The 22,258-nt window shown below is 65.4% G+C and carries 27 protein-coding genes, 1 tRNA gene and 1 pseudogene; 13 read left to right on the top strand and 16 right to left on the bottom strand.

Annotated elements, in window-relative coordinates:
* Window positions 1-40: 40 nt before the first annotated feature.
* Genes pepN through GT370_RS07745 form a run of 3 tightly spaced genes read left to right on the top strand, consistent with a single transcriptional unit; the run spans window position 41 to window position 4,004 of the window.
* Window positions 41-2,626 carry an aminopeptidase N gene (pepN, locus tag GT370_RS07735; RefSeq protein WP_008492363.1) on the top strand — a complete coding sequence of 862 codons (2,586 nt, stop codon included), beginning with the start codon at window positions 41-43 and terminating at the stop codon, window positions 2,624-2,626.
* Window positions 2,627-2,637: 11 nt separating this feature from the next.
* On the top strand, window positions 2,638-3,324 hold the full coding sequence (locus tag GT370_RS07740; protein WP_008492362.1) for a glutathione binding-like protein: 687 nt from the start codon (window positions 2,638-2,640) through the stop codon (window positions 3,322-3,324).
* Window positions 3,321-4,004 carry a glutathione S-transferase N-terminal domain-containing protein gene (locus tag GT370_RS07745; protein ID WP_008492361.1) on the top strand — a complete coding sequence of 228 codons (684 nt, stop codon included), beginning with the start codon at window positions 3,321-3,323 and terminating at the stop codon, window positions 4,002-4,004. The genes GT370_RS07740 and GT370_RS07745 overlap by 4 nt, the downstream gene beginning before the upstream one ends.
* Before the next feature lie 163 nt (window positions 4,005-4,167).
* On the opposite strand, the gene GT370_RS07750 is transcribed toward GT370_RS07745, so the two are convergent.
* The 9 genes and pseudogenes from GT370_RS07750 to GT370_RS07790 all read right to left on the bottom strand — a co-directional run bounded on the left by GT370_RS07750 (window position 4,168) and on the right by GT370_RS07790 (window position 11,927).
* Window positions 4,168-4,503: a hypothetical protein gene (locus tag GT370_RS07750; protein WP_008492360.1), complete on the bottom strand. Its 336-nt coding sequence runs from the start codon at window positions 4,501-4,503 to the stop codon at window positions 4,168-4,170.
* The gene (locus tag GT370_RS07755; RefSeq protein ID WP_008492359.1) at window positions 4,500-4,943 is read right to left on the bottom strand and encodes a GNAT family N-acetyltransferase; all 444 of its coding nucleotides are present in this window, start codon (window positions 4,941-4,943) and stop codon (window positions 4,500-4,502) included. Before GT370_RS07755 ends, GT370_RS07750 begins: the two co-directional genes overlap by 4 nt.
* The gene (locus tag GT370_RS07760) at window positions 4,940-5,506 is read right to left on the bottom strand and encodes a glycosyltransferase (RefSeq protein ID WP_270184167.1); all 567 of its coding nucleotides are present in this window, start codon (window positions 5,504-5,506) and stop codon (window positions 4,940-4,942) included. The genes GT370_RS07755 and GT370_RS07760 overlap by 4 nt, the downstream gene beginning before the upstream one ends.
* Window positions 5,410-5,955, bottom strand: a complete 546-nt coding sequence (locus GT370_RS07765) for a glycosyltransferase (protein WP_270184168.1) — start codon at window positions 5,953-5,955, stop codon at window positions 5,410-5,412. Before GT370_RS07765 ends, GT370_RS07760 begins: the two co-directional genes overlap by 97 nt.
* A gap of 7 nt (window positions 5,956-5,962) precedes the next feature.
* Window positions 5,963-8,613, bottom strand: a pseudogene (locus tag GT370_RS07770) (valine--tRNA ligase).
* Between the two features lie 132 nt (window positions 8,614-8,745).
* Window positions 8,746-9,009: a DUF2497 domain-containing protein gene (locus tag GT370_RS07775; RefSeq protein WP_270184169.1), complete on the bottom strand. Its 264-nt coding sequence runs from the start codon at window positions 9,007-9,009 to the stop codon at window positions 8,746-8,748.
* A 4-nt stretch (window positions 9,010-9,013) separates the two neighbouring features.
* Window positions 9,014-9,634, bottom strand: a complete 621-nt coding sequence (locus GT370_RS07780; protein WP_270184170.1) for a hypothetical protein — start codon at window positions 9,632-9,634, stop codon at window positions 9,014-9,016.
* A gap of 103 nt (window positions 9,635-9,737) precedes the next feature.
* Complete coding sequence (locus tag GT370_RS07785) at window positions 9,738-11,240, bottom strand: TolC family outer membrane protein (protein WP_008492355.1); 1,503 nt, start codon at window positions 11,238-11,240, stop codon at window positions 9,738-9,740.
* A 117-nt stretch (window positions 11,241-11,357) separates the two neighbouring features.
* The gene (locus GT370_RS07790; RefSeq protein ID WP_270184171.1) at window positions 11,358-11,927 is read right to left on the bottom strand and encodes a protein-L-isoaspartate O-methyltransferase family protein; all 570 of its coding nucleotides are present in this window, start codon (window positions 11,925-11,927) and stop codon (window positions 11,358-11,360) included.
* A 159-nt stretch (window positions 11,928-12,086) separates the two neighbouring features.
* On the opposite strand from GT370_RS07790, the gene GT370_RS07795 reads away from it, so the two are divergent.
* From GT370_RS07795 to GT370_RS20790, 9 genes are all read left to right on the top strand, one after another.
* Window positions 12,087-12,160 (top strand) — tRNA-Cys (locus GT370_RS07795).
* Between the two features lie 102 nt (window positions 12,161-12,262).
* Entirely contained in the window at window positions 12,263-12,688 is a 426-nt protein-coding gene (locus tag GT370_RS07800; RefSeq protein WP_270184172.1) for a hypothetical protein, read from the top strand.
* Between the two features lie 66 nt (window positions 12,689-12,754).
* Window positions 12,755-12,907 (top strand): hypothetical protein, encoded by a 153-nt coding sequence (locus GT370_RS07805; protein ID WP_270184173.1) that lies wholly within the window; start codon window positions 12,755-12,757, stop codon window positions 12,905-12,907.
* On the top strand, window positions 12,904-13,170 hold the full coding sequence (locus GT370_RS07810; protein WP_270184174.1) for a hypothetical protein: 267 nt from the start codon (window positions 12,904-12,906) through the stop codon (window positions 13,168-13,170). Before GT370_RS07805 ends, GT370_RS07810 begins: the two co-directional genes overlap by 4 nt.
* Window positions 13,167-13,649: a hypothetical protein gene (locus GT370_RS07815; RefSeq protein WP_270184175.1), complete on the top strand. Its 483-nt coding sequence runs from the start codon at window positions 13,167-13,169 to the stop codon at window positions 13,647-13,649. Before GT370_RS07810 ends, GT370_RS07815 begins: the two co-directional genes overlap by 4 nt.
* A gap of 112 nt (window positions 13,650-13,761) precedes the next feature.
* A complete protein-coding gene (locus GT370_RS07820) occupies window positions 13,762-13,944 on the top strand; it encodes a hypothetical protein (RefSeq protein ID WP_008492350.1) in 183 nt (60 codons plus the stop codon).
* 72 nt (window positions 13,945-14,016) lie between these two features.
* Window positions 14,017-14,313 carry an MFS transporter gene (locus tag GT370_RS20780; RefSeq protein WP_333490030.1) on the top strand — a complete coding sequence of 99 codons (297 nt, stop codon included), beginning with the start codon at window positions 14,017-14,019 and terminating at the stop codon, window positions 14,311-14,313.
* 32 nt (window positions 14,314-14,345) lie between these two features.
* Window positions 14,346-14,582 (top strand): hypothetical protein, encoded by a 237-nt coding sequence (locus GT370_RS20785; protein WP_333490031.1) that lies wholly within the window; start codon window positions 14,346-14,348, stop codon window positions 14,580-14,582.
* A complete protein-coding gene (locus GT370_RS20790) occupies window positions 14,537-15,262 on the top strand; it encodes an MFS transporter (RefSeq protein WP_333490032.1) in 726 nt (241 codons plus the stop codon). Before GT370_RS20785 ends, GT370_RS20790 begins: the two co-directional genes overlap by 46 nt.
* Before the next feature lie 189 nt (window positions 15,263-15,451).
* Here GT370_RS20790 and GT370_RS07830 read toward each other — a convergent pair whose 3' ends face one another.
* The 5 genes from GT370_RS07830 to GT370_RS07850 are packed head-to-tail and all read right to left on the bottom strand — an operon-like array spanning window position 15,452 to window position 19,583.
* Window positions 15,452-16,387, bottom strand: a complete 936-nt coding sequence (locus tag GT370_RS07830) for a hypothetical protein (protein ID WP_270184176.1) — start codon at window positions 16,385-16,387, stop codon at window positions 15,452-15,454.
* Between the two features lie 10 nt (window positions 16,388-16,397).
* The gene (locus tag GT370_RS07835; RefSeq protein ID WP_270184177.1) at window positions 16,398-17,192 is read right to left on the bottom strand and encodes a glycosyltransferase family 9 protein; all 795 of its coding nucleotides are present in this window, start codon (window positions 17,190-17,192) and stop codon (window positions 16,398-16,400) included.
* Window positions 17,156-17,770, bottom strand: a complete 615-nt coding sequence (locus tag GT370_RS07840; RefSeq protein WP_270184178.1) for a tetratricopeptide repeat protein — start codon at window positions 17,768-17,770, stop codon at window positions 17,156-17,158. Before GT370_RS07840 ends, GT370_RS07835 begins: the two co-directional genes overlap by 37 nt.
* Complete coding sequence (locus GT370_RS07845) at window positions 17,767-19,188, bottom strand: tetratricopeptide repeat-containing sulfotransferase family protein (protein WP_270184367.1); 1,422 nt, start codon at window positions 19,186-19,188, stop codon at window positions 17,767-17,769. The genes GT370_RS07840 and GT370_RS07845 overlap by 4 nt, the downstream gene beginning before the upstream one ends.
* Window positions 19,189-19,232: 44 nt before the next feature.
* Window positions 19,233-19,583 carry a hypothetical protein gene (locus GT370_RS07850; RefSeq protein WP_270184179.1) on the bottom strand — a complete coding sequence of 117 codons (351 nt, stop codon included), beginning with the start codon at window positions 19,581-19,583 and terminating at the stop codon, window positions 19,233-19,235.
* Window positions 19,584-19,779: 196 nt separating this feature from the next.
* Here GT370_RS07850 and mbfA point away from each other — a divergent pair, with 196 nt between their 5' ends.
* On the top strand, window positions 19,780-20,736 hold the full coding sequence (gene mbfA, locus GT370_RS07855; RefSeq protein ID WP_008492343.1) for an iron exporter MbfA: 957 nt from the start codon (window positions 19,780-19,782) through the stop codon (window positions 20,734-20,736).
* Between the two features lie 96 nt (window positions 20,737-20,832).
* Here mbfA and tenA read toward each other — a convergent pair whose 3' ends face one another.
* Both tenA and GT370_RS07865 read right to left on the bottom strand, forming a co-directional pair.
* Entirely contained in the window at window positions 20,833-21,492 is a 660-nt protein-coding gene (gene tenA, locus GT370_RS07860) for a thiaminase II (protein ID WP_008492342.1), read from the bottom strand.
* Between the two features lie 2 nt (window positions 21,493-21,494).
* Window positions 21,495-22,208, bottom strand: coding sequence for a helix-turn-helix domain-containing protein (locus GT370_RS07865; protein WP_008492341.1), 714 nt, complete (start codon window positions 22,206-22,208; stop codon window positions 21,495-21,497).
* Window positions 22,209-22,258 lie beyond the last annotated feature (50 nt).

Raw genomic sequence — 22,258 nt, forward strand, 5'->3', positions numbered from 1 at the left:
GCGGCGGCATTTCGCTAGCAGGAACAGGAAGCACAGACGCATGGCTGATGGACAGACCCCGACCCGCACCCCGGTGAACCTCGCGGATTACCGCCCGCCCGCCTTCCTGGTGGACAAGGTTTCGCTGGATTTCGAGCTGGCGCCGGAGGCGACCATCGTGCATGCGCGCTTGCAGCTGCGCCGCAACGCCCCGGGCCCGCTGAAGCTCGATGGCCGCAAGCTGGAGCTGCTCTCCATCGCGCTGAATGGCGAGGCGCTGGGCGATAATCGCTACACGCTGGATGCGAACAGCCTGACCCTGCCCGAGCTGCCCGACGAGGCGGTGCTGGAGACCAGCGTGCGCATCGATCCCGCCGCCAATACCGAGCTTTCCGGCCTCTATATGTCTGGCTCCGGCTTCTTCACCCAATGCGAGCCGGAGGGGTTCCGCAAGATCACCTTCTTCCCGGACCGGCCGGACGTGATGGCGCGCTACCATGTGCGCATGCGCGCCGATGCGGATAAATTCCCCATCCTGCTCTCCAACGGCAACAAGCTGGCAAGCGGCGTGGAAAACGGCAAGGCCTATGCGGAGTGGGAAGACCCGCACCCGAAACCCTCTTATCTCTTCGCGCTGGTGGCGGCGGATCTGGTGGCGGTGAAGGATGAGTTCACCACCGCCTCCGGCCGCAAGGTGGAGCTGGGCGTGTGGGTCGAGCGCGGCGACGAGACGCGCTGCGATCACGCCATGGGCGCGCTGAAGCGCTCGATGAAATGGGACGAGGAGGTTTTCGGCCTCGAATATGATCTCGATATTTTCAACATCGCCGCGGTTTCGGATTTCAATGCCGGGGCGATGGAGAATAAGGGCCTCAACATCTTCAACACCGCCTATGTGCTGGCCGATTCCAAAACCGCCACCGATGCGGATTTCCAGAATGTCGAGCGCGTCATCGCGCATGAATATTTCCATAACTGGACCGGCGATCGCGTCACCTGCCGGGACTGGTTCCAGCTCTCGCTGAAAGAGGGCCTCACCGTCTTCCGCGACCAGCAATATATGTCGGACCAGTTCTCGGCGGCGGTGAAGCGCATCGCCGATGTCCGGCTGCTGCGCGCCACCCAGTTCCGCGACGATGCCGGCCCGCTGGCGCATCCGGTCCGCCCGGCCAGCTATCTGGAAATCAACAATTTCTATACCACGACGATTTACGAAAAAGGTGCGGAGATCGTGCGGATGTACCGCACCATCATCGGGCCGGAGGCATTCCGGCGCGGCATGGATGAATATATCGCCAAGAACGACAACTCCGCCGCGACGGTGGAGGATTTCTGGGCGGCGATGCAATCCGCCACCGACATCGACCTGAAGCAGCTAATGCTCTGGTACGGCCAGGCCGGCACGCCTGAGGTGAGTTTTGAAGAGAGCTGGGACGAATCCTCCAACACCTTCACCCTGACCCTGCATCAGCACACCGCCCCCACACCCGGCCAGCCGGAGAAGCAGGCGCTGCTGATCCCGGTCGCCATGGCGCTGCTGGAGGAGAAAGGCGCCGAGCTGCATGCCGAAACCCTGCTGTTGCGCGAAAAATCGCAGCGCTTCGATTTCGAACTGAAACAGGCGCCGAAGGCCGTCTCGCTATTCCGGCATTTCTCCGCCCCGGTGAAGCTGAAAGGCCAGAGCTGCGAGCGTCTGGCCTTCCTGGCGGCGCATGACGGGGATCTGTTCAACCGCTGGGATGCGTTGCAGCGCTATGCCAGCGCGGTGCTGCTGGACGCTGTGGCCGCCCATCAACAGGGCAAGGGCTTCAGCCTGGATGCCGGGCTGAAAGACGCCATCGCCGCGATTCTGGCCGACGCCAAACGCGACCCCGCCTTTGCCGCCGAGGCGCTGGTGCTGCCGATGGAAAGCCTGCTCGCCGACGATATGGAGGTGGTGGACCCGGATGCCATCCATGCCGTGCGCCAGGCCGCCCGCAAGGCGCTGGGGATGGCGCTGAAGGCGGAATTCCAGGCCGTGTATGACGGGTTTGCCGGCGCCGCGCCGGAGGATGTCTCCGGGGTCGCCATGGGCGCGCGGGCGCTGCGCAATGCGGCTCTGGGCTATCTCACCGCCGCCGGCGAGAGCGGCCCAGCCGCCACCCAGTTCGCGAAGGCCGGCAACATGACCGAGCGCCTGGCCGCCCTCGCCTGCCTGGTGGACACGCAAGGCGCGGCCCGTGACCAGGCACTGGCGGCCTTCTTCGAAGAATGGCAATCCACCCCGCTGGTGCTGGATAAATGGTTCGCCGTGCAGGCCCGCAGCAATGCGCCGGATACGCTGGCCCGGGTGCAGGCCCTGGCCACGCACGAGGCGATGGATCTGCGCAACCCCAACCGGGTGCGCGCCCTCATCGGCGCCTTTACCGGCAATCCGGCGGTGTTCCACGACGCATCCGGCACCGGCTACAAGCTGCTGGCGGATTTCGTGCTGCGGCTGGATGAGACCAACCCGCAGATCGCCGCGCGGCTGGTCACCGCCCTTGGCCATTGGCGGCGTTTCGATGCTGGCCGCCAGGGGCTGATGAAGGCTGAGCTTGAACGCATCCTGGCGCGTGAACATCTCAGCCCCAACACATATGAGCTGGCCGCGAAGGCGCTGGCGTAAGGAGTGACGCAATGATCGAGCTTTATTACTGGACCACGCCGAACGGCCATAAGGTCAGCATCTTCCTCGAAGAGGCCGGGCTGGAGTACAAGATCTTCCCCGTGAACATCTCCAAAGGCGAGCAGTTCAACCCGGATTTCCTGGCCTTCGCGCCAAATAACCGCATCCCGGCGATCCGCGACATGGCCCCCGCCGATGGCGGCGCGCCGCTCGGTATTTTCGAGAGCGGCGCCATTCTGGAATATCTGGCCGACAAGACCGGCCAGTTCCTCCCCAAGGCCCCGCGCCCGCGCTTCGAGGTGCTGCAATGGCTGTACTGGCAGATGGGCGGGCTGGGGCCGATGGCCGGGCAGAACCATCATTTCGTGCAATACGCGCCCGAGCGCATTCCTTACGCGATGGAACGCTATGTGAAGGAGACCAACCGTCTCTACGGCGTGCTCAACAAGCAGCTGGAAGGGCGTGATTATATCGCTGGCGAGTACTCGATCGCGGATATGGCGAGCTATCCCTGGATCGTCCCCTATGAGCGCCAGCAGCAGAAGCTTGAGGATTTCCCGCATCTGCAAGCCTGGTTCGCGCGCATGAGCGCGCGCCCGGCGGTGCAGCGCGCTTATGAGAAGGCCAAGGCGATCAACAGCGCGCCAACCGTGACCCAGGATGCCAACAAGATCTTGTTCGGCCAGACGGCGCGATGAACCGCACCCTCTACGATCTCACCGCCGCCGACGGCACCCGCTTCTCCCCCTATTGCTGGCGGGTGAAGCTGGCGCTGGCGCACAAGAACCTCGCTTACGAAACCATTCCCTGGCATTTCACCGAAAAGGAGGCGCTTGCCGCATCCGGCCAGGGCAAGGTGCCGGTGCTGCTGGATGGCGCCAACATCGTCTCCGACAGCCAGATCATCGCCGATTACCTGGAGCGCACCTACCCGAACGAGGCCTCCTTGTTCGGCGAGCCGCCAGCCCGGGCGCTGAGCATGTTCGTCAAGCAATGGGCGGAGATGTCGCTGCATCCTGCCCTGGCGCAGGTGGTGGTGGCGGATATTCATCGCCGGCTGCACCCGAAGGATCAGGAGTATTTCCGCCTGACCCGCGAGGCGATGCTGGGGCGCCGGCTGGAGGAGTTCGACGCCACCCGGCATCTGGCGCTGGAACGGCTCGACCTGGTGCTGCGGCCATTACGCAAGCTGCTGACCGACCAGGCCTTCCTCGCCGGCGAAGCGCCGAACTGGGCGGACCATATCGTCTTCGGCGCGCTGCAATGGGGGCGGCTGATGTCCTCCACACCGCTATTTCAGCCGGGCGACGCGCTCCTGGGCTGGATGGAGCGGGTGCTGGGGACGTATGGGCTGGAAGACGCCACACCCGCCGCCTGAAATTTGCGGAAGGTTTTGGGGCGTCGGCGCCGAAGGTTCCAACGCTGCACAGCAGCGTTGGAAAGGCGCCGAAGGGATGGGGAGTTTTTTCAAAAACTCCCCATGAATGTCCGGGGGATGACGACAGCGTCGCCAAGCATGCCGGTCTTTCGCCCGAAAACTTTTATTTATTCCAAAACGTCATCAGCAGCCCGCCGGCCAGGATCAGCACCCCGCCCGCCAGCACCGGCAGGCCAGGGCGCACGCCGAAAGCGAACAGATTGATCAGCTGCGCCACCACGAAAAACAGCGCCACATAAACGCCCAGCAGCCGCCCGAAATCCCAGGGCGGCAAATTCACCGTCACCCCATAGATGAACAGCACCAACGCCGCCGCGCTGAAAAACCCCAGCCGGACGGGCAGCGCATGGGCGTGGAGCGCCGTCCGGGCCAGCGCATCGCCGCCGGCTTCCAGGCAGGCCGCCAGGATCAGCAGCCCCAGAGCGGCAATATGACTCACAGGCTTTTCCGGTACTGGATGAAATCCGCCCGCTCGGCGAGCTTTTCATAAAGCGCCTGGGCGGTCTTGTTGCCCTCCTGCGTCACCCAATAGACCCGGCCCACGCCGCGCCCGCGCGCCAGCTCATACACCGCCTCGATCAGCGCCCGCCCCACCCCCTGGCCGCGCGCCGCCGGCGCGGTGAAGAGGTCTTCCAGATAGCAGACATCGCTCACCGACCAGGTGCCGCGATGAAACACGCAATGCACCAGCCCCAGCAAGGCGCCCTCACCCTCGGCAACCAAGGCAACCATCGGCTCGGCCGGGTCGAGCAGGCGCTGAAAGACGATCTCGGTCACCTCGCCGGGCAAATCTTCCTCATAGAACCGCAAATAGCCCTGCCACAGCGCCTCCCAGCCGGCGCGGTCTTCAGCCTCCAGCGGGCGGATGCGCAGGCTCATGCCGCCAGCCCGGCGATTACCGCCTCGAATTGCAGAAAGAACCGTGCCGCGGTGAAGCCGCGCACCGCCTGCGCCGCCGCCTGCCCCAGCTGCGCACGCAAGCCGGGATTACCGGCCAGCAGCGCCAGATTGGCGGCCAGCAGCGCCACATGCCCGACCGGCGCCATCAACGCGCTCTGCCCATGGGTGAATATGCCGCGATAGATCCCAAGATCGGACAGCAGCAAAGGTCTGCCGAACCGCGCTGCCTCCATCACCGAAACCGGCTGTGACTCGCTCTCCGAAACCAGAGCACTGATATCGGCGGACTTGATCCAGGCCAGAGCGGTTTCCGGCGGCACCTCGCCGGTGAGGATGAAGCGTGAAGGCTCGGCCTCGGCCAGGCGCCGCGCCGCCTCATCCAGCTCATAAACCCGCCCGCACAGCACGCATTCCATATCCAGCCCGGCGGCGGCCACGGCGCGGATCAGATCACCGCCGCGCTTGCGCGGCTCCACGCTACCCACCTGCACCAGCCGCAAGGGCCGGGCTTTCGGCCGCACCGCCGGCAGGCTCTCCGGCAAGGGGGCAGCCCGTTCGGGATGATGTGAAATTTCCGCGGTGGCAGCGCGTAGGTGAAGGAGCGATAGATTTCCGCCTGATAGGCGGTCTGGTACACCACCGCCGCCGCGATGCCGAACGCCTGCCCGAGCGCCGGATTTTTGAGCAGGATGCGCAGCCCCACCTCCGCCTCGTGCAGAAACCAGATGGTCGGCACCCGGCCCGCAATATCGATCACCGCCTGGGTGGTGCCGATGCCGTTGGCGATGGCGATATCGAACGCGCTCAACGCCGCCCCGGTGGCGATGCCGATCCCAAGCGCCTCATAGGCGGCCTTGATCGGCCCGTCTTCCGGGTTGGCGGGCAGCACGGTCAGGCTATGGCCGCGCGCCTGCAAATGCGCCGCCAGCCGCAGCAGCACCGTGCTGGCCCCCGTGATGGTGAATTCATGGTTGACCAGCAGGATGCGCATGCGGCCCTCAGGCGAGGCGGGAGAGCGCCGCCGAAAGGCGCGTCACCTCATTGCCGAAACTCTGCTCGCGCTCGCGATGCTCTTCGAGGATCGCTTCCGGGGCGCGGGAGGTGAAATCGGCATTGCCGAGCTTGGCCTGCACCTTTTTCAACTCGCTCTCGGCCTTCGCCAACGCGGCGGCGAGGCGCTTCTTCTCGGCTTCGAGGTCGATCAGCCCTTCCAGCGGCAGGATGATCGTGGCCTCGCCCAGCACCGCCTGGGCGGCATTCTTCGGCACCGGACCGTCGAGCGGGCCGATTTTTGACACGCGGGCGAGGCGGGAGATCGCTTCAAAATATGTCTCTGCCCACTCCAATGATTTGGGCGACGCATCCTGCAGCAACACCTCGGACTTTACCGACGGGGAACATTGATCTCGGATCGCACGGACCTAATTTCCGAAATAATCGCCTTAAGCCAATCTATCTCTCGGGGCCAACCGGTCGATCGCCGCTGTGAAGTACGCTTTCCTCTTGCGGCCAACGAGCAGTGATCAGCGCTCCGGACGAGCCGTAACCAAAATGGTCCCACAGCTCTTCAGTGACAAAAGGCATTAGGGGATGCAACAATCGCAGCATAACCCGAGCACGTAAGCAGCCGTATTGCGAACCTCTTCGGCATCGCCCGTTGAAAAGCTTGGTTTTGCGAGTTCGACAAACCAATCGCAAAATTCGTCCCAAACAAAATGGTAGCAAACTTTGGCATAATCGTCGGGTCGAAAATTTTCGAGACCCGCAGTCGCCGCATTACACGCCGACGCCGCACACTCCAAAATCCAGCGGCAGAGCGGCAATTTCGCGTTCTCCGGCTTGAAATCCGGGTTCGGCTTCACCCCGTTCATTTCCAGGAAGCGCGCCGCGTTCCAGATCTTGGTGATGAAGCCACGATTGGTTTCGACGATCTTCGCCCCCAGCTTCACATCCCGCCCCTGCCCCGCCGCAGCGGCGACGGAGTAGCGCAGCGCATCGGCGCCGTATTCGTCGATCAGGGTCAGGGGTCCAGCACATTGCCCTTGGATTTGGACATTTTCTGGCCCTTCTCGTCGCGGACCAGCCCATGGATATAGATGGTGCGGAACGGCACATCCCCCATGAAATGCAGCCCCATCATCATCATCCGGGCGACCCAGAAGAAGATGATGTCAAAGCCGGTCACCAGCGTATCGGTCGGGTAATATTTCGCCAGTTCCGGCGTCTGTTCCGGCCAGCCCAGGGTCGAGAACGGCCACAGGGCGGAGGAGAACCAGGTATCCAGCACGTCCTCATCCTGGGTCAGCGTCACACCGCCCCCGGCCTTGGCCTGTGCCTCTTCCGCAGTGCGCGCCACGTACACCTTGCCCGCCTCGTCATACCAGGCCGGGATGCGATGGCCCCACCAGAGCTGACGGGAAATGCACCAGGGCTGGATGTCGCGCATCCAGGCGAAGAAGGTGTTTTCCCATTGCTTGGGCACGAAATTGATCCGCCCCTCTTCCACCGCCTTGATCGCCGGCTGCGCCAGCACATGGGCGTTGCAATACCATTGGGTGGTGAGGAACGGCTCAATCACGGTGCCGGAGCGGTCGCCATAGGGGACCATATGCGGGTGCGGCTTCACCTCCACCAGCAGCTCCTGCGCCTCCAGCTCGGCGACGATCAGTTTTCGCGCGGCAAACCGGTCCAGCCCTTCGAGCGAGCGTACGAAATCCGGCATCTCGCCAAGTTCAGCCAGCGTGATGCGGCCCTGCTTGTCGAGCATCGAGGGCATCTCCAGCCCGTGCCGCTTGCCGACCTCGAAATCGTTGAAATCATGCGCCGGGGTGATCTTCACCGCACCCGTGCCTTTCTCCGGGTCGGCATACTCATCGGCGACCACCGGGATCTTCCGGCCGGTCAGCGGCAAAGTGACGATCTTGCCGATCAGATGCTTGTACGTCTCGTTCTCGGGATGCACCGCCACGGCGGTATCCGCCAGCATCGTCTCCGGGCGGGTGGTGGCGACGATGATCTCCTCGTCCCCCTCAACCGGATAGCGAATATACCACATATGGCCTTTCACATCCCGGCTCTCGACCTCAAGGTCCGAGATCGCGGTCTGCAAGGCGGTGTCCCAGTTCACCAGGCGTTTATCCTGGTAGATCAGCCCTTCCTCGAACAGCCGCACGAACACTTCGCGCACGGCGACGGAGAGCCCCTCATCCATGGTGAAACGCTCACGCGCCCAGTCCGGCGAGGCGCCGAGGCGGCGCAGCTGGCGGGTGATGTTGCCGCCGGATTCCGCCTTCCACTGCCAGACCCGGGAGAGGAAAGTCTCACGGCCGAGTTCCTTGCGGGAGACCCCTTCCTTATCCAGCAGCCGCTCCACCACCATCTGGGTGGCGATGCCGGCATGGTCGGTGCCCGGCTGCCAGAGCACGTCGCGCCCCTGCATGCGCCGGTAGCGGACCAGAATATCCTGCAGCGTCATCGTCAGCGCGTGGCCCACATGCAGGCTGCCGGTGACGTTCGGCGGCGGGATCATGATCGTGTAGGGTTCGGCGTCGCGGCCCGGCTGGGCGGCGAAGGCGCCGGAAGCTTCCCAACCGGCATAAAGCCGCGCCTCGCAGGAGGCCGGCTCGAAACTCTTATCCAATGTCGTCACGTCAAAACCTCAACGCCCGGGCCTGGGCGAACTTACTGGGAAAACAAAAACCGGCGGGGCGCGCCGGGGCGGGCTTGGGGGGGCGCCTTACGGCCGTTCCCCCGTCTTTGAAAAGGCTAGTCTGGGAGGGGATCAGCGCTGCGCCTGTTCGATCACACGATTGATCTCGGCGCGGACCATGCGCTCCACCAGGCTCGGCAGATGCGTATCCAGCCAGGCCTTCAGCACCGGCTTCATCTCCTCGCGGACGATATCCTCGATGGTGACACCGGCGCGGCCGACGCCAGCGGCGCGCTCGGCGCTGACACTGCGCACCAGCGCGCCGATCGAGTTGCTGATATCGGACACGGCCTGATCGCCGACCAGCCCTTCCGGGCCCTGAAACTGCTCGTCCATGGTCTCATCCTTCTGGCTGGGCTGGGGTCGAAATAAGAGGGCTCGGCCTGCATCGGAAACAGCGTCTCGGATGCGGGCTGGGCCGAGAAAATCGAGGGCGGTTGAGGAGATTGATAAATCGGCTCATGCGGCGGCGGATAGGCCGGCTGCGCGGGCGCGGCGTCATGGAACGGTGCCGCCGGTTCCTGGGGTAGGCCGGCGCCGCCGGTTGTTGATAATAAGCCGGCGGGGCCTGCTCGTCAGCGGGCGGAAACGGCGTTTGCTGCCAGACCGGGGTCGGCACCGGCTCGGGCTCGACATGGATGGTGATCGGCGCGGGTTCCAGGGCAGGCGGCGGCTCGAAGCTCGGCGCCTGGGCGAAATGCCCGGGCTGCGGCAAGGACGGCTCTTCCGGCGAAATGACCGGGTCCGGTGTGCGCGGCGGCTCGGTGGCGGAGGCGGGCAGTTCGGGCGAGAGTACGCGCATGCTGGCCCGCAGCACCAGCTCGTCAGAGGCCGCCTGGCGCTTGCCGCCGCTCTCTTCTTCGGACAGAATCCGCCGGATAGAGGCGAGGATCTCCTCCATCGAAGGTTCCGCCGCGCTGGCCGGGCCGGGGCGGTTGGAAATGCCGTCGCCGTCGCTCATCCTGCCTCCTTCTAGGGCAACATCCGATCAAACCGACTCGTTCGACCGGATAAATTTGCTCGCTAATATCAACTCTAGAGCCTCGCGCGAAAAGCGTGAGGCTCTAGGGCGCGGTCTGCGCCGAATCAGATACCGGTACCACCGGCGGAACAGGCGGGGCATTCAGCAGCTCGCCATCTGGCGCGATGCCCGCCCGCCGATCCGCCGCCGCACCCGTTCCGAATCCGGCATACTTAACTGCGTCGTAATATTTCTGATCATCATACGCATGTACAGGCAAATTCAAGTCCCGCGCGGTCAATCGGCCGATCGCGGCGGCGATGGCGTAGGAATAATTCACCATCTGCGCGATATTCTGCACCTGCTGCACCTGGGAGGTGAGCACCGCCTGCTGGGCATTGAGCACATCCAGCGTGGTGCGGGTGCCAACCAGCTCCTCGCGCTCCGTCCCGTCCAGGGCGATCGCGTCGGCCTTGATCTGCGCATTGCTGGCCAGCACCGCGGCGCGCGATGAGACCATCCCCTCCCAGCTCTGGGTCGCCTGCGAATAGGCCTTGCGCTGCGCCACCAGCACGGCGGCGAAAGCCTGTTGCTCCTTGGCCTTGGCCTGGCGGATGGCGGCATATTCCGAGCCGCCCTGATAGAGCGGCACCGTCAGCTGGCCGATGAAGGAGGCGCCGCTGGTATAGGTGTTCTGGCCGGAACTGCCGGATTGCTTATAGGCCGAGGCCTGCAACGAAAGCTGCGGCATCAGCGCCGAGAAGGCGACATCCACCGCATCCTTCTGCGAGGCATCGTTGAATTCCGCGGCCACCACGTCCGGATTATTGGCCACCGCCACCTTGCCGGCATCCGCCTTGCCGCTGACCGGCAACACCAGAGGCTGCGGCGGCGCCAGCGCATCGGCCGGATATTCACCCACCAGCTGCCGGAAATTCTCCCGGGCGATGCGCAGATTGCCCTGCGCCACCTGCACCTGCTCCTGGGCCTGCGCCAGCGAGGCCTGAGCCTGGGCCACCGAGGTCATGGTGATTTCGCCGAGATTGAACTGGGTCTGGGTATCGTGCAGCTGCTTGGTCAGCACGTCCTGGTTGCTCTGCTGCAAGGCGAGCAGCTTCTGGTCGGCCACCACCGCGACATAATCCTGCACGACATTCTGGAAGATCGTCTGCTCCTGGGAGAGCAGCTGCGCGCGGGCGGCGGCGACATCGTTCTTCGATTGCCGAGTCTGGGCGATGGTTTTGCCGCCCTTATAGATCGGTTGCGTCACCGTGACCTGGGCGGTCTTCTCCGTCCCGTTTTCCGGCACCTTGCTGGAGGTGGTCACGTATTTTTGGGTCAGCGGATCGAAGGAGGTGGTGTTGTATTTCTCGGCGCCGGTGACACGACCAAACTGCCCCTGCAACTCCACCGTCGGCTTCCAGCCGGCCAGCGCGGTTGGCACCTCTTCATCCGCCTGGCGCAGCGCCGCGCGCTGCTCCTGCAGGGTGGGGTTGTTATAATAGGCCGCGACCAGCGCATCGGTGAGATTGGCGGGCGGGGCGGCGCAGGCGGCGGCGGGCAGCATCGCCAGCGCCACGCCGGACAGCCAGAACAGGCGCGGCAAGGCTCTGCCCTCCCGGTTCAAAATACGAAGGCGGGGCTGGCGCGAATTGCGGCAGCAGCCGGGCCGCGCAATCGAACACCGGCAGGCTGGTATAGCCACCCGGTACCGCTTCGGCGATCACCGCGCGCCCGATCGCGCCGGGGCGGCGTCATCCGCCAGAATCGTCACCACCCGCCCCTGCGGAGTGAGCTGCGCGGCCAGAATGGCGGGGATCTCGGTGACCGCGCCTTCGATGACGATGACATCGTAAGGGCCGGCGGCCGGCCAGCCGGCGGCCAGTGGGCCGCTCACCGCCTGCACCAGCGGCGCGTGCGCGGCCAGGGCGCCATTATTCAGGCGCGGCTCTTCTTCCAGCGCCACCACATCGGCCCCGGCGAGGCTCAGCAGCGCCGCGAGATAGCCGCGGCCGGCGCCGATCACCAGAATATGCAGCTTCTGCTGGGTGGAAGCGGACGGCGCCAGGGCCATCTGCGCCAGCCGCGCCGTGACCATCGGCTTGAGCATATACCGCCCCTCGCCCAGCTTCAGATCGGCATCTGAATAGGCCTGGGCGGCCACCGGGGCGAAGGCTTCGCGCGGCAGCACGCGCATGGTGCCGATCACCCGCAGATCATGCACATGGTTGGGGCGGACCTGCGAATCCACCATATTGCCGCGCGCCGTCGCAAATTCATCGGTATGAGCCATGGTACCTTTCCGCTTCGCAAGTGCGAACCTTATAGCGGCGGGGCGGTGGCAAACTCAACTGCGGCGGTTCCACCCGGCCGCCTGCGCAGATTTTTGGCAAAGCCGTGAAACCCGGCTTGACCGACGCCCCCGCCCGAGGATATAGGCCCACACCAAGCCGGTCCGGTGGCAGAGTGGTGATGCAGCGGACTGCAAATCCGCGAATGTGGGTTCGATTCCCGCCCGGACCTCCATTTATCGGTGCCCCGACAGCGTCCCTCCGCCACAAGCCGGGATGCGCGCCCCGCCGCCGGCCAACGCGGCTTGTTCTATACAATCCCCACCGAGGCTCTAAGATGGGCCATGCTCGAAGCCCCGCGACTCTGGAAATCTCCTCTCTGTCTGGGACTGCTCGCCGCTCTTTCGGGGTGCGGGACAGCGCCAACGCCGCCGGCGCCGGTCTTATCCCCCCTGTCGCGGAGCCTTTTTCGCTGCAAACGCCGATCGACCAGATCGCGGCGGATCCGCGCGGCAAGGCGGTGCTGGAGCGCGATCTGCCGGGGATGATGGCCAGCCCCCATTATCAGATGTTCAACAGCATGAGCCTGTCGGATCTGGCCCCGCTCTCCGGCGGCCGGCTGACCCCGGAGAAGCTGAAAAAAGTCCAGGACGATTTGCTGTCCCTGCCCCCAAGGCTGTCACCCCATCGCCATGACTTTCCGCAAACCACCGGTATTTCAACGATAAAATTTGACTTGCGCGGCCCGGACGAGACAATTTGAGGGCTTAGACTGCGGATTCGTCATGCCCGAGACTTTTAGTGTTTTTCGTCCCCCTTGGCTGCCGCTTTGATCGCGCTCGCCCTCGCGGCGGCTGGCCCGGCGCGGGCGCAACCCGTGACCACCATCGCCCCGGCGCCCCAGCAGGCGGGCAGAATGCTCAGCCCGCTGTCTCGCCCGCCGACCCGGCGGCGCAGGCCCTCCACCTCGCCGACGAGATGAAGCTGGCCCTCGGCACCCAGGATGTGGCGGTGCCGCAGGCGGAACGCGACCGCGCCATCGCCCTCGCCCGCAAGGCGCTGCAGACCCGCAATGTGCCGATCGATCATCCGCAGCTGGTGATGGTGGTGGACCGCGCGGTGAAGGTGCAGCGCCTGCTGGTGGTGTTCGCCCAGCCCGGCGCCGCATGGGAAGTACTGGGGGCGGTAAAAGTGAGCACCGGCCGCCCAGGCCAGGCCGAGCATTTCAAGACCCCGGTGGGGTGATGATCAATGATGGCAGCATCCCCGGCTACCGCGCCCAGGGCACGGTGAACCAGAACGGCATTCGCGGCATCGGCGCCAAGGGCTTGCGGGTTTATGATTTCGGCTGGTCCACCACCGCCGATTGGCGCCATCCCGGCCAGGTGGCGGTGGTGCGGCTGGAAATGCACGCGACCGATCCGGTCTATCTGGAGCCCAAGCTGGGCACGCCGGAGTCCGAGGCCTGCATCCATATTCCCACCAAGTTCAATGTCTTCATCGACCATCACGGGCTGCTCGACGCGGACCTGGCGCCGAAGGCAGCAAGCGATCCGGAAATTGCCTGGCTGTTCGGACCGGACCATGTGCAATCGCCGCTGGCCGGGGACAAGCTGGTGGTAGTCGACAGCTCCGAGCCCGACGCGCCGCTGTCCGACCCGCAGGAGGCGCAGCAGATCGAGCAGAACTGGGCGAATTACATGAAGAGCATCAATCACAGCTGAGCCGGGGCGGCGGTGATTATCGGGCTCCGCCCCGGCGCCCGCGGCGGGAGATCGTGACGGGCTCCTCATTCAGAGGTCAGGATTGCCCCGGCGCGGTTTGCTAGAAGGGGGCATGAAAAATCATAATCCCCGCCAGGAACCCGCCAAGAGTACACCAGCCCCGCGCCCGCAGACCAGCCCGCCGACGGGCGGGGAAGATTTGAACGCCAAGCCGCAGCGCAAGCGGATCACCCAGCCGGCGGAGATCGAGACCGAGGATACGGCGCAGAATCCCGCCAGCTTCGCCGGGTTCTGAGCCATTCGCCGGATCACCACCGATATCCCGGCGCGACTCGACCGGCTGCGCTGGAGCCGCTTTCACGCGCTGGTGCTGGCAGGGCTCGGGGCGAGCTGGATGCTGGACGGGCTGGAGGTTACCATCATCGGCGCGCTGGGCGCGGTGCTGACCAGCCCGCACACGCTGAATCTCAGCCCGCAGGCGGTGGGGGCGATCGGCTCCTGCTATCTCGCCGGGGCCGTGGCCGGGGCCTTGCTGTTCGGGGCGGCGACAGACCGGTTCGGCCGGCGGCGGATTTTCTTCCTCACGCTGGGTTGCTATCTGGCCGGGGTGGCGCTGAGCGCTTTTGCCTGGAACGGCGCCGCGCTGGGGCCTTCCGGCTGCTGACGGGGCTGGGCATCGGCGGGGAATATGCCGCGGTGAATTCGGCGGTGGATGAGCTGATCCCGGCCCGGCTGCGCGGGCGCGTCGCCCTCGGCCTCAACGGCACCTATTGGCTGGGGGCGGTGATCGGCGCGGGGATGAGCCTGGTCCTGCTCAATCCGCATTGGCTGCCGGAAGATCTCGGCTGGCGGTTGGGATTTGGCATTGGCGCGGTGATCGGGCTGGGGTGCTGGCACTGCGGCGGATCATCCCTGAGAGCCCGCGCTGGCTGATCACCCATGGGCGCGCGCAGGAGGCCGAGGCGCTGATGCGCGAGATCGAGGCACGGACGGACAGTGACGTGCCAGACGATCTGCCGAAACTGACGCTGCAGCCGCGCAAGAGCTTCGGGCTGGGCGTGATCCTGCCGGTGCTGCTGCGCACCTACCGCGCCCGCACCATTCTGGTGCTGGCGCTGATGGCGGCGCAGGCGTTTTTATATAATGCGCTGTTCTTCACCTACGCGCTGATGCTCACGCGCTTCTATCACGTCCCACAGGGGCGCGCCGGCTTGTATCTGTTGCCGCTGGCGGCAGGGAATTTTCTCGGGCCGCTATGGCTGGGCTGGCTCTTTGATACGCTGGGGCGGCGGATCATGCTGGCCGCCACCTATATCCTCTCCGGCGTGCTGCTCGCCGCCACCGGCTACGGGTTTCTGCACGGATGGTTCGACGCGACGACGCAGACCCTGGCCTGGGCGGCGATCTTCTTCATTGCCTCCTCCGCCGCCAGCGCCGCCTATCTCACCGCGAGCGAGCTGTTTCCGCTGGAAATCCGGGCCCTGGCGATCGCTTTGTTCTACGCCTTCGGCACCGCGCTGGGGGCGTGCTGGCACCTCTGGTCTTTGGCCGGCTCATCGGCGACGGCTCGCCGCTGGCCATTTGCGGGGGCTATCTCTTCGCCGGGGCGCTGATGGCCGGGGCGGGCGTGCTGGCGGCATTCCTGGCGGTTCCCGCCGAGGGGCAATCGCTGGAGGCGCTCTCAACACCGCTCTCCGCCACGGCTGCCGACTGAGCTTCTTGGCAGGAGGCTCCCCCCTGCGTTCAGGCCTCGGCGCCCATCAGACGGCATTGGGTCTCGAAGGAGAACATATCCTCCAGCGTCATCCCCGGCCGCGTCTCTGCCTTCGGCACCGCCCAATCGCGCCCGACGCCGAAGCGGCGCAAGGACCGCCGGGCCGGGCCGAAGCGCGCCGCCAGCTTGGCGAGGCTGGCCGCAGAAAGCCCGGGCGCCTGTTCGCCCAGAGCGGCGGCGAGCGCCGCGATCTGCGCCAGCTGCGCGGGGTGAGCGGCAAGGCCAGCCGCGCCGCGTAGAAATCCCGCAGCGCATCGCCCGGCGCCCGCGCGATGTTCAGCCGCTTATCATCGAATTCATCCAGCCTCAGCCCGGTGACATGCCGGAAATCCGCAAGGCTGGAGCCGCCGACCAGCGCCTGATAGTCGCGCAGCACCACCCGGCCGGGAAAGCCGCGTCGCAGCCTGGCGGCGAGGCGGGCATAGTCGAACTGAAACCGCCATTCCCGCAGATCGAAATGCCCGGCGGCGAGGATCTGTGCGATCACCAGCCTTGCCTCCTCGGCGATGCCGGCCTGGGTAAGTTCGAGATAGAGCGAGCGCAGATAGGCGCAGGGTTCGCGCAGATAGACCAGCAGCGCGATCTCATGCCCGGCCAAGGCGGGATGGCGCGTGAGCGGCGCGAATATCTCAGGCCGGTCCAGGAAGGTTTCAAAATCCTCCGCCGAGATGATGGCGTGGCCGCCATGCGCGGCAATCTCGCGCGCCGCCTCGTCGATGGTGCCCCAGGCGCTGTGATAGCGCCTGTCGCGCATCAGCTGCCAAGCGAGATTATGCTGCCCGGCCGCACTCACCGGCCGGCCGGCGCGCACGAACAGCACGCCCTGGCCCAGCAGCGCCTGTTGCTGCACCGCCAGCGCCTCCTGCAAGGCGGTGGTGCCGGTTTTATGCAGCCCGGCATGGAGCAGCAGCAGCGGCCGGCGCGCGGCGGTGAAAAGCGGCGCCGCGCGGCGTGGTCCGAACATCAGCGCCGCCTTACAGATCCGCCGCGACGCGGGCGATCACATCGTCCCACTGGAAGGGCACGCGCTGCCGGTAGAGCCGCATGTTCGGATACCAGGGCGTGTCCTCGCGGTGCAGCAGCCAACGCCAATCCGGCGCGTAGGGCAACACGATCGAGGTCGGCACGTTGCTGGCCCCGGCGATATGCGCGACCGAGGTATCGATCGTCACCAGCCGGTCGACATGCTGCAGGATCGCCATCGTATCGAGAAAATCCTCGATCTCCGGGCCGAGATTGACCAGCGGCGCGCGGCCGAAATAGCCGCCGGCCTGGGCGATCTGGTCGCCCTTCTGCACGGTGAGGATCACCACATCATCGCGCGCGAACAGCGGCGCGAATTGCGAAAGCTTCAGGCTGCGCTTCTTGTCGTTCTTATGGGTCGGCCGCCCGGCCCAGACCAAAGCGATGCGCTTCTTGCCCTTCGGCGCCAGCCGGTCCAGCCGCGCGCGCCACTCTTCCACCAGCGCCGGCTTGGCCGCCAGATAGCCCGAGGGCGGAATATTCTCGGTGGTGGTGCCGGCCAGGCGTGGCAGGCCGGAGAGCGGGATATAGGCGTCGTAATCCCCGGCATCGTCCCAGCGCGTCACCACCTTGCCGATATGCGGCAGCTGGCTGAGCAGCGGCAGCAGCTCGCCCGAGCAGGCGATAATCGGCTGCGGCGCCAGCATCGCCGCCCAGGGGATGTAGCGGCCAAACTGGATGCAATCGCCAAAGCCCTGATCGCCGATGATCAGCAGCTTGCCGGGGCGAGCGGCTGGCCATCCCATTGCGGCTTCTCGGTCTTGGGCAGCATGCCTTCGGCCTGTTTCAGCTTGAAGCGCCATTCATAGCTCTCCCAGCCTTCCTTCAGCTTGCCGCCGAGCAGCAGCGCCTCGGCCTTCTCAAAATGCGCCTCGGCGAATTCAGGGTCGAGCGCGATCGCCTTGTCAGAGACCGCGACGGCCTCATCCAGCTCAAGCCGTTCATAATGGATCAGCGCGCAGTTGAAATAGCTGCGCGAATCCTCGGGCGATAGCTCGATGGCGCGTTTGGCGGCGGCCAGCGCATCGTCCAGCCGCCCGGCGCCGCGATAAATCTCGCAGATATTGCGCGGATAGAGGGCGACATCCGGCGCCAGCGCCTGGGATTTCTCCATGCGCTCGATCGCCTCCTGCACCCGCCCGCTGCGATAGGCGACGATGCCGGCGAGCTGCAGAATATGCGGATGCTCCGGCATCGCCGCCAGCATGCGCCTGGCGAGATCATCGGCCTCGGGCAGCTTGTTGGCCTGTTCCAGCTTGGCGAGCTTGTCCAGCGCATCCGCCAGCTTCATCACCACTTTGCCGTTTTCCTGCGCAGCACTCATGGCGTCGGCTCCTCATAGCCAAGCTCTCGCACCCAGAGATCAAGGATCGCCGCCACCTCGCTGAAGAGTTTCGGCAGCGCCTGCTGATAGGCCTGGTAGCGGCCGGCGGCGTTGGGATGCACCGGGCGGCGCAGCGCGAAATGCGCCGGCCAGGGTTCGGGGACAGCGCCGTTATTCAGCCCGAAGCCGCCGGGCAGATCGCTCTCGGCGCCGATGAAATCGAGGATCTTGCGCACCTCGCCATCCGGGTCGCGCACCAGTTCTTCGTAGCGCACCGGCAGATAGCGCAGCGTCAGCTCGCCGCGATAATGTTTGAGCATCTGCGCCTGCATGTCGAAATAGCGCGCCAGGGCGGGCAGCCCGGCATGGGCGTTGGTCTCCAGCCTGCGGTCCTGGGCAGCGTTGGCGAGCACGAGGTCGTAAGGATGGCGCAGCACATGGATGATCGGCGCCTCGGGATAGAGCAGCTTGATCAGCCCGAGATGCCAGACATTGCCCGGGGCGCGGTCGGTGATGAAGCGCACGCCGGGGCGGGCCAGGGCGCTGCGCGGCGCCTCATACAGCGCCCGCAGCCGGTCAGGCACCTGCGCCGCGTCGCCCACCAGCATATTGTCCAGGGCCTCCGGATAAGGCTGGTTGCCGAGCATGCCGGAAATCGCGTCGATCAGCCGGGAGATGGGTGCAAGCTCGTCCCCCGCCGCGAATTGCGGAAGCTGGGCGAGCAGCTGTTCCAGCAGCGAACTTCCCGCGCGCGGGAAGCCGAGCAGAAACACCGGCATGAACGCCCCCGGCCCGGCCTTGGGCAAAGGCCGCAGCCGGTCGCCGGTGAAATAGGCCTTGTCGCGCGCGATCTGCGCTTGCAGCGCCTCGGGCTGGAAGCTGAGCCCGCCGCGCTCGCGCTGGATGTTGCGGGCGGCGGCGATGGCGTTGATCGCCTCCTGCGGCTGGCCGAGCTGCATGTAAGCGCGCCCCCGGGCGAGGATCTCGGGCGGCACCATCGGCTCGGCCGGGTTCAGCCGGTCCAGCACCGCTTGCGGGCGGTCCTGCGCCAGATCCGCCATCACCCGCAACAGGCGCAGCATCTTATCCTCGGGCCAGCGCGCCAGGGCGCCATCCAGCACCGCCTCGGCCTCGCCCCGCGCGCCCAAGGCGAATAGCACCTGCGCCTTGCCGCCGGTGCCGCGCATATTATCCGGGCGCAGCGCCAGGGCCTGTTCATACAGCGCCAGTGACTCGGTGAGCCGGCCCTGCTGTTTCAGGTTCCAGGCCAGATTGCCCAGCACCATGCCATCCTCGACCGGGGACAAAGCGGCCGCCTTGCGATAATGCCGCTCCCCGGCCTCCAGCGCGCCGGTTTCGGTGAACACCACCCCCATCACGTGATGCGCCTGGGCGGCGCGCGGCGTGGCTTTCAACACTTCGGCCGCGAACGGAATCGCCGCCTCATACCGCGCCTGGCCGATCAGATATTGCGCATAATGGCCATTGGCCTGGGCCCGCTGGCCGGCATTGCCGGGCAGGCCGGCCAGCCTGGCCCCCAGCGCATCCGCCGCCTTGCCGCGCTTCTGCGCATTGCGGATTTCAAACAGCACGCGCAGCGCGATGCGCTGATTGGGGCCGCATCCAGCACCGCCAGCGCCAGCGCCTCCGCCTCTTCATATTTCTTTTCGTTGAAGAGCTTGGTCGCTTCCTCGGCCTTGGGGGTGAGCAGCGCCAGCGCCGCCTCGCCCGGCCATTCTGCAGAGTCCGACTGGCAGCAGCGCAAAGCGCGCAATCCACTTTCGCATGGGCAAAGCCCGTTCTGATCCCGCACCCTGCCCACCGCCTCAAAGCTGTTCCTTGCCCCTTCATTTTACAGGCTTTCCACCCTGCCGCAACGCCGCTCCGGACTGTAAAAAAACTGTCTTTTCAACGATCTATGCAACAGCCATTCATTCTCAAATGTGATAAATTTCTTGACGCGCGGCGCCGTGCGCGTCAGATGAGCGGTTGCTAAACGGAGTGTTTCAATGCGTGAATTTTCCCAGCTCTCGGAGCGCGAGATCCTCGCGCTCGCGATCAGCAATGAAGAAGAGGATGGGCGCATCTATCTCGACATCGCTGAGCGCATGCGGGAGGATTTTCCCAGCACGGCCAACATCTTCAAGGAGATGGCGGCGGAGGAGAGCGAGCATCGGCGCATGCTGCTGGATCTGTTCCAGGAAAAATTCGGCGAACATATCCCGCTGATCCGCCGCCAGGATGTGCGCGGGTTTTTGAGCCGCCCTTCGATCTGGCAGTTTCCGAAGCCGAACATCAATGATGTGCGCAAGCTGGCCGAGGGCATGGAGCACGAGGCGCAGCGCTTCTACCGCAACGCCGCGGCGCGCACGAGCGATGTGTCGATCCGCAAGCTGCTGGGCGATCTGGCCGATGCGGAAGCCGAGCACGAGCACCGCGCCGACGAGCTTTCCGCCCAGAACCTCACCGCCGATACCCGCAAGAGCGAGGATGAGGAAGCCAAGCAGCAATTCATGCTGCAATATGTGCAGCCCGGGCTGGTCGGGCTGATGGATGGCTCGGTCTCGACACTGGCGCCGATTTTCGCCGCGGCGTTCTCGACGCATAATCCGTTCTCGGCCTTTCTGGTCGGCGCGGCGGCCTCGCTCGGGGCGGGCATCTCGATGGGCTTCGCCGAGGCGCTCTCGGATGACGGCTCGCTGACCGGGCGCGGCACGCCCTATGTGCGCGGCATCGTCACCGGCCTGATGACGACGCTGGGCGGTCTGGGCCATACGCTGCCCTTCTTGATCCCGAACCTGCATCTGGCGCTGATCGTGGCGATCATCGTGGTGGCGGTGGAGCTGGCCACGATCTCCTGGATCCGCTGGCGCTTCATGGAGACCTCGCCGATCCGCGCGACACTGCAAGTCGCGCTGGGCGGCGTGCTGGTGTTCGCGACCGGCGTGCTGATCGGCGCGGGGTGAACGTTTTTGGAGGGGTGGTGGCAACGCGGTTGCCACCACCCCAAACGGTTTTGCCGCTTTTTTTGAAAAAAAGCGGCACCAAAAAACGTTTGGTTTTTAAAGCTGCAATACCCAGCCGGTGTTCCAGAACGCCGCTTCCAGCTTCGTCGCCTGGGTGAAAATCCCCTGCAACTGCGCCGCCCGGCCCTGCGCCCCGCAGGCAGCCCCCACCCGGTCGATCATCGCCAAGGATGACGCCACCGCTTCGAGATAGTCCGCGCCGGTATAGGTCTCGATCCAGGGGCGGTAAGGATTATCCGCCTTGGCCCGCGCCGCCGCCTCGGCGCCAACCTCGGCATAGCCGGCGATGCAGGGCGCCAGGGCCGCCAGCAACGCCAGCGCGTCACCGCTATAGCCCACCTCCAGCACGTAGCGCGTATAGGCCAGCATCTCCAAGGACGGTTCGGCGGCGCGCATCTGCGCCTCCGTAATCCCCCAGCCTTCGCAATATTTCACATGCAACGGCATTTCGGTTTCGATCAGCGCCTGGGCAGTGGCGAGGGCCGCCTTGATATCCTCCAGCGCCTCCAGCTTCGCCGCCAGCAGCGCGTAGGCGCGGCCATATTGGATCAGGAACAGATAATCCTGGATCAGGAAATTCCGGAAGGCCTCGGGTTTCAGCCTGCCCTCGGCCAAAGCCTGCACGAAAGGATGGCGCACATACGCCCCCCAGGCCGCACCAGCCCCGGCGCGCCATTGCGCGAACAGCCGCGCCATGTTCAGGCCGGCTCGCGCGCGTAGGTGATGATGGAGAGATAGGTCATCGGCTTCACCAGCAGTTTTTCCGGCCCGTGCGGGGCGGCGCTGTCGAACAGCAGCGCGTCGCCGGGGGTGAGATGGTAGGATTGATCGCCATGGCGATACAGCACCTCGCCGGTGAGCATATAGATGAATTCCGTGCCCTCATGCTGGAAGGCGGGATAAGGGGCGGCGTCACCGCTCAGCGTGATCAGATAGGGCTCCACCACCACATTGCCGCCCAGCGCGTGGCCGAGCAGCGCGTATTGATGCCCGGCCTTGGAGCCGCGCCGCTCGATCACCACGCCGGTGCCGGCTTTCACGAAGGAGCAGTCCCGCTTTTCCTCGAAGGTGGAAAAGAAGGTGGTGATCGGCACATTCAGCGCCAGCGCCAGCGATTGCAGCGAGGCGAGTGAAGGCGAGATCTGCCCGTTTTCGATTTTGGAGAGCATGCCGCCGGAAAGATTGGCGGCGGCGGCGAGTTCGGAGACGGTGATGCCGACACGCCGGCGCAGCTGGCGCACCTGCACGCCGATCGCCTGTTCCAGCGTCAGATCCGAGACGGCGGCGGCGTTGCTGCCGGTGCTGTAAGGCTCGGCGATGTCGGCGGGCAGACCGGCCTGCGCCAGCGCCTCCGGCAAGGGAGCCTTGATGATCTGGGCCTTTCGGGCGCTGGGCTTGGCCTGGCTTCGCATCTTCTCCCCCTCCTGCACCTGTTTGTCTTAGGGGGCGGGGCGAAAAAGGC

Origin of the sequence: Acidocella sp. MX-AZ03 (assembly GCF_027626035.1) — a bacterium.
Lineage (GTDB): Bacteria > Pseudomonadota > Alphaproteobacteria > Acetobacterales > Acetobacteraceae > Acidocella > Acidocella facilis.